General features: G+C 66.3%; 6 protein-coding genes and 1 pseudogene. 2 read left to right on the top strand and 5 right to left on the bottom strand.

The window, feature by feature from the left end; all coding sequences use genetic code 11:
• Nucleotides 1–161: 161 nt before the first annotated feature.
• The 5 genes from AC1DR7_RS19880 to AC1DR7_RS19860 form a co-directional block, all read right to left on the bottom strand.
• Complete coding sequence (locus AC1DR7_RS19880; protein WP_256776350.1) at nt 162–836, bottom strand: DNA-3-methyladenine glycosylase family protein; 675 nt, start codon at nt 834–836, stop codon at nt 162–164.
• A gap of 1 nt (nt 837) precedes the next feature.
• Entirely contained in the window at nt 838–1,209 is a 372-nt protein-coding gene (locus AC1DR7_RS19875; protein WP_457318637.1) for a DUF423 domain-containing protein, read from the bottom strand.
• A 101-nt stretch (nt 1,210–1,310) separates the two neighbouring features.
• Nucleotides 1,311–2,390: a polyketide cyclase gene (locus AC1DR7_RS19870; RefSeq protein ID WP_457318636.1), complete on the bottom strand. Its 1,080-nt coding sequence runs from the start codon at nt 2,388–2,390 to the stop codon at nt 1,311–1,313.
• 282 nt (nt 2,391–2,672) lie between these two features.
• Nucleotides 2,673–3,314 (bottom strand): response regulator, encoded by a 642-nt coding sequence (locus AC1DR7_RS19865; protein WP_256776353.1) that lies wholly within the window; start codon nt 3,312–3,314, stop codon nt 2,673–2,675.
• 11 nt (nt 3,315–3,325) lie between these two features.
• Complete coding sequence (locus AC1DR7_RS19860; RefSeq protein ID WP_457318635.1) at nt 3,326–4,516, bottom strand: sensor histidine kinase; 1,191 nt, start codon at nt 4,514–4,516, stop codon at nt 3,326–3,328.
• A gap of 137 nt (nt 4,517–4,653) precedes the next feature.
• Between AC1DR7_RS19860 and AC1DR7_RS19855 the strand changes: the two genes are divergently transcribed.
• Both AC1DR7_RS19855 and minC read left to right on the top strand, forming a co-directional pair.
• Nucleotides 4,654–5,250, top strand: coding sequence for a GNAT family N-acetyltransferase (locus AC1DR7_RS19855; RefSeq protein WP_312238333.1), 597 nt, complete (start codon nt 4,654–4,656; stop codon nt 5,248–5,250).
• A gap of 13 nt (nt 5,251–5,263) precedes the next feature.
• Nucleotides 5,264–5,667, top strand: a pseudogene (gene minC, locus AC1DR7_RS19850) (septum site-determining protein MinC); the annotation flags it as partial.

The following is a 5,667-nucleotide window of genomic DNA, read 5'->3' as shown; positions in this document are numbered from 1 at the left end:
TACCGGGCTCTGCGCGCAGCCGAGCATGGCTCGGCTCTACCGGGCTCTGCGCGCAGCCGAGCATGGCTCGGCTCTACCGGGCTCTGCGTGCAGCCGAGCATGGCTCGGCTCTACCGGGGTCCTGCGCCGTTGCCGAGCATGGCTCGGCTCTACCGGATGTTTTACGTCTGCGAACGGTTGGTCTTCACCTTCGGATCCACCGTGAAGTCGGCGATCCGCCACAGGTACAGGCTGGCATAGGTCCGGTACGGGCCCCACTTTTCGCCGCGCGCCAGCAGTTCCTTTGGCGTCGGCATGGCCTCGGCCTTGTCCACGCGCTGGGCGCCTTTGCGGATGCCGAGGTCGTCGATCGGCAGGATGTCCGGCCGACCGAGGCGGAACATCAGCATCATCTCCACCGTCCAACGGCCGATGCCGCGGATCGGCACCAGCGCGTCGATGATCGCGTCGTGCTCCATCACCGACATCCGGCGCAGATCCGGGATCTCGCCAGCGGTCTCGCGCCGGGCCAGGTCGCGCAGCGCCAGCGCCTTGTTGCCCGATACCCCGCACACGCGCAGCGCGGCATCGTCGATGCGGCCAAGCGTATCGGCGTGCAGTCGCGCGCTGCCGATGGCCACTTCCACCCGTCCCACAATCGTGGAGGCGGCTTTGCCGCTGAGCTGCTGGAACAGGATCGCCCGCGCCAGCGCGTCGACCGGATCGAAGGATTTCGACCAGCCCGGCTGCGCATTGATCGGGCCGAGCTTTTTCATCCACGCGCCCAGCCGACGATCGCGCCGACTCAACCAGTCGTGCGCGTGCTGCACATCGAAACCGCGGCGGAAGCGCGGCATGTCAGCGCCGCAGCGCGTTCAGGCCGTACACCAGCCAGCCCAGCATGAGCGCGGTGCCGCCGATCGGGGCCAACTGCGTGCTCCACTGCCACAGCGCGCCGCCGACCAGGCTGCCCGAGAACAGCAGCGTGCCCAGCAGCAGCCCGTACAGCGCCAACTTGCCCACGCTGTTCTGCTGGGTGGGGCCGAGGACCGCCAGCGCCAGTCCGTGGCCGAAGGCATACAGCGCGGCGGTAGTGACGTGCGACTGCGCCAGCGGATCGGCGATGCCGTGCGAGGCGTAGGCCGACAGGCCCACTGCCGTGGCCGCCAACAGGCCGCCGAGGCAGGCCAGCAGCGAGGGTTTGCGTGCGCGTCGTTCCAGGTTGAGCATGCGTGCATCCTTCCAAGGCGCTCCGGGTGGGGAGCAAAAAAAAACGCGCCGCAGGGAGCGGCGCGTTTTTCGTCGTGCGTTACATCACGGCAACCGTCGGTTTACTTGACGGCCCAGTAGATGTCGTACGTGCCTTCCGGCGTGAACGACTTGTCCACGCCGTCCTTCCAGGACTCGTACGGACGATCGATCACTTCGTTGCCGTTGGTCACCGACCACGCACGCAGGGCGTTGCGGGCGATATCCAGGCCGGCCATATGGCCGGTGTAGGCCGCGTGGGCCGAACGATGCGGCGCAACGTGCACGTACTTGACCGGCGCACCACCGTCGATCTTGACGGTCAGGGCTTCAGCGGACGCACCGTCAGCACCCTTCTTCTTGACCGGCTGGGCCACGTCGAAGGCGTACTTCTCAGCACCGAAATCGGTGGTGATGATGCGGAACGGACCGGCGGCTTCGAGGTTGTTGGCCTCCATCACGCGCTTGATCCACTCCTGGTTGTCCTTGATGGACTTGGTGATCGTCTCCTGGCCGCGATCCACGTTACCGGCGGTGACGACCAGCAGGTCCTCGACCGGCACGTCCACGATGGCCAGATCGGTCAGCGGGGCTTCGGCGGTGCGGTAGTCGATGTTCGGCACGGTGGCCAGCATGTTGGCCATGCGCGACAGACCCAGCTTCAGGTCGTCACCGATGTGACGGCTGACGTACAGGCCCGCGTAACGGCCCATCAGGTTGAAGCCGTACTTGACGCTGTAGTCCTGGGTGATCTTGACGTTGCGGCCACCCTTGCCGGTCGGCTCGAGGGTGAAGCTGGTCTTCTTGTCGTGGCCCTTGGTGGCATCCTCGATGTTGATCGACACCAGCTTGTTCTTCTCAGAACCGGTGATCTCCCAGCTACCTTCGCCCAGGGAATTATCCTTGGAGACGTAGTCCAGGCGGGCACCAACGCCGGCAGCGGGGCCGGACAGCTTCAGTTCAACGGCGGGATCGCGCAGCAAGAGCGGGTTCCAGTCCTTGAAGCGGCGCAGGCTGTTGACCGTGTCGTACACGATCGTCATCTTGCGGTTGGTCTCGATGCTTTCGGAAATATGGCGCTCGCCCGGCAGACATACGCCAATGATGACGAACAGGCCAGCCACGATCCCCAAGGCGATCAGGAACTCGATAATACGGGTCATTCAGGAGTCTCCGGGGCCGATCCCACGGCCGGGTTGATTGAAGCGAAGCGCCAATCCTAGCAGGCTTCGCGGGTATGTAGATCAGGATTGGCGCACCGGTATCCATGCCGGCAGCGGTTTTGCATAGACAAGGAGCGGAAAGATAACGCATCACACGCGTCAGCACGTAGCGGATGCGCAATATTTCTTTGCCGGATTCGGCCGATGGCCTCCCTGACCCTGCCGCAACCCTTGTCGCACAAGGGCTGCGACGCAGGTTGCGACAGCGGCCTGCGCCCCGTCTCAGACCAGCTGAAGCTCGAAAGCCTTCAGGACCGCGCGGGTCCGGTCGCGCACGCCCAGCTTGGACAGGATGTTGGACACGTGGTTCTTGATCGTGCCCTCGGCCACGCCCAGCGAGTTGGCGATCTCCTTGTTGGAGAAGCCGCTGGCCATTAGGCGCAGGATCTCGGTCTCGCGGTCGGTCAGCGGGTCGGGCCGGTCCAGGCTGACGAACTCGTTGCGCATGTGCTCCAGCCCGGACAGCAGGCGCTGGGTAACCGCCGGCTGCACCAGCGAACCGCCGTCGGCCACGGTCCGGATCGCGCCGACCAGCTGGTCCAGGGTCACGTCCTTGAGCAGGTAGCCCTTGGCACCGGCCTTGAGCCCGGCCAGCACCAGCTGGTCATCGTCGAAGGTGGTCAGGATGATGGTCGGCGGCAGCTGACCCAGCTTGGACAGCATCTGCAGCGCTTCCAACCCGGACATCACCGGCATGCGCATGTCCATCAGGACCACGTCCGGGCGCACCTGCGGCACCACTTCGACCGCCTGGCGGCCGTCGGCGGCTTCGGCCACCACTTCGATGCCGGCGTCCAGCGCCAGCAGCGAGCGGATTCCCTGCCGCACCAGGGTTTGGTCGTCGACCAGACAGACGCGAATCATCAACGCACTCCTCAAGGAACGGTGGCCAGCAGCAGCACGGGCGCACCGGGAACCGAGGCGCGCAGGCGGAAGCCCTGACCCCGGCGGGTTTCAATCTGCAGCTCACCGCCGCACTGGTACAGACGTTCGCGCATGCCGCGCAGGCCGTTGCCGACCACGATGCCATCGGCGCCCACGCCGTCATCATGCGCCTGGATGACCACCTGGCCTTCACTTTCGCGCCGGACCTGGATCCACAGGTTGCGTGCATTGGCGTGGCGCACGGCATTGGTGATGATTTCCTGGGTGCAGCGCAGCAGCACATGGGCGCGCTCGGGGTCTTCCACGTTCAGGGGCTCGGCGATATCCAGGTGGATGTCCAGCGAGGGCACCTGCTCGGTGAGCGGGCGCAACGCGGCGGCCAGGTCGATGGCGCCACTGTCGCGGATCTGGCTGACCGCCTCGCGCACGTCGGTGAGCAGCAGCTTGGCCAGGGTGTGGGCCTGGTGCACGTGTTCCTGGGCCTGGCCGTCGGTGAGGTGGCCGGCCACTTCCAGGTTCAGGCTGAGCGCGGTGAGGTGGTGACCCAGCAGGTCGTGCAGCTCGCGGGAGATGCGGGTGCGCTCGTTGACCCGGGCGCTTTCGGCCAGCAGCACGCGGGTAGCGCGCAGCTCGGTGTTGAGCCTGCGCTGCTCTTCACGCGCATCGGTCTGCTGCCGCGCCACCAGGCTGGTCACGAAGATGAACATGGAGAAGCCGCCGTACAGCAGCGACTGCATCAGCGCTTCGAACAGCGGCATGCGCAGGATCAGGTAGTACACCGGCAGCACCGCCAGCTGGCTCAGCAACAGCCAGAGCACCCCGCCGCGCACCTGCAGCATCCACGGAATCACCCCGGCGGCGACCATCATCAGGATGCTGCCCAGGCCCGACCCGCTCAGGTAGCTCACCCCCAGCGCCGAGGTGGTGAGCAGCAGCAGCACCACCCGGTCGTACCAGGCCGAATGCCCGCCGCCATCGCGCAGGCCGCGGGTCAGCCAGAAGTAGCACGCACCGAAGGCCAGGTAAGCGGTGAACAGCCACAACGCCCAGCTGTCCAGGCCATCGCCGCGGTGGCGCAGCAGCGATTCGTACTGGGAATAGACCACCGGCAGGCCGACCATGACCCAGGTGAACAGGCCGGCCAGTCGCAGTACTCGGGTTTGGCTCAGGTATCCCAGCATGGACGCATCTTAGGCTGAACCTGCGCCCCTGCACTCCCACATAAGTCATGGCCCCCGATTCGCCGGGGCCGGTCACCCGTGCAATAATCCGACGAGGGCCCCTTGATGGGCCAACCGCGTTACCCCACGGAGTCACAATGTCGATTGTCATCCGCGACGTGCGCGAGCACGAGCTCGATTCCGTCCTGGCCCTGAACAACAACGCCGGCCTGGCCATCCTGCCGCTGGATGCCGCCCGCCTGCGCCTGTTCTACGAAACCGCTGAATATTTCCGCGTCGCCGAGCGCGACGGCAACCTGGCCGGCTTCCTGATCGGCTTCGGCAGCGACAGCCAGCACGACAGCAGCAACTTCGCCTGGTTCCAGCAGCAGCTGGACAGCAAATTCTTCTATATCGACCGCATCGTGGTCGCCAGTCGCCGTCGCGGCGGCGGTGTCGGCCGTGCGTTCTATGCCGACGCGCAGAGCTACGCCGAGCTGCGCTACCCGCAGTTGACCTGCGAGGTGTTCCTGGACCATGGCGCCGATGCGGCGCTGCTGTTCCATGGCAGCTTCGGCTTCCGCGAGGTCGGACAGAACACCATGGAGCACGTGGACGTGCGTGCCAGCATGCTGCTCAAGGACCTGTGCAGTTACCAGTGGGTGCACGACACCTACGGCGACCAGCTGCCGGACGTGCCCTGGGTGGGCCATCGTCGCGAGCCGCTGCGCGCGCATCGACCGACGGGGACCTGAGGTGGCGGCGAACATGGATTTTGAACAGGCCGGTGAACTGAAGATCGGCCAGGTCGGCATCGCCAACCTGCGCATCCGCACCCTGGATGTGGAACGCCTCACCCGTGAAATGCACGACCGCGTGGCACGTGCGCCCAAGCTGTTCGGGCGTGCCGCGGTGATCCTGGATTTTGGCGGGCTCACCCAGATTCCCGATGTGGCCACGGCCCAGGCCCTGCTGGACGGGCTGCGCGGCGCCGGTGTGCTGCCGGTCGCGCTGGCGTACGGCACCACCGAAACCGAAAAACTCTCGCAGCAGCTGGGCCTGCCGCTGCTGGCCAAGTTCCGCGCGCAGTACGAACGCGCCGACCTGGAAGCGGTACAGGCCGCCCCGCCACCGCCGCCGGCCCCCGCGCCTGACCCGGAACCGGCGCGGCG

Source organism: Stenotrophomonas sp. P5_A9 (genome assembly GCF_056400525.1).
This window is presented reverse-complemented; position numbering and strand designations above follow the sequence as displayed.

What these genes read in the sequence shown, in the direction of transcription:
- AC1DR7_RS19880 (WP_256776350.1), bottom strand. Translation starts at nt 836, where the DNA reads ATGCCGCGCTTCCGCCGCGGTTTCGATGTGCAGCACGCGCACGACTGG.
- AC1DR7_RS19875 (WP_457318637.1), bottom strand. Translation starts at nt 1,209, where the DNA reads ATGCTCAACCTGGAACGACGCGCACGCAAACCCTCGCTGCTGGCCTGC.
- AC1DR7_RS19870 (WP_457318636.1), bottom strand. Translation starts at nt 2,390, where the DNA reads ATGACCCGTATTATCGAGTTCCTGATCGCCTTGGGGATCGTGGCTGGC.
- AC1DR7_RS19865 (WP_256776353.1), bottom strand. Translation starts at nt 3,314, where the DNA reads ATGATTCGCGTCTGTCTGGTCGACGACCAAACCCTGGTGCGGCAGGGA.
- AC1DR7_RS19860 (WP_457318635.1), bottom strand. Translation starts at nt 4,516, where the DNA reads ATGCTGGGATACCTGAGCCAAACCCGAGTACTGCGACTGGCCGGCCTG.
- AC1DR7_RS19855 (WP_312238333.1), top strand. Translation starts at nt 4,654, where the DNA reads ATGTCGATTGTCATCCGCGACGTGCGCGAGCACGAGCTCGATTCCGTC.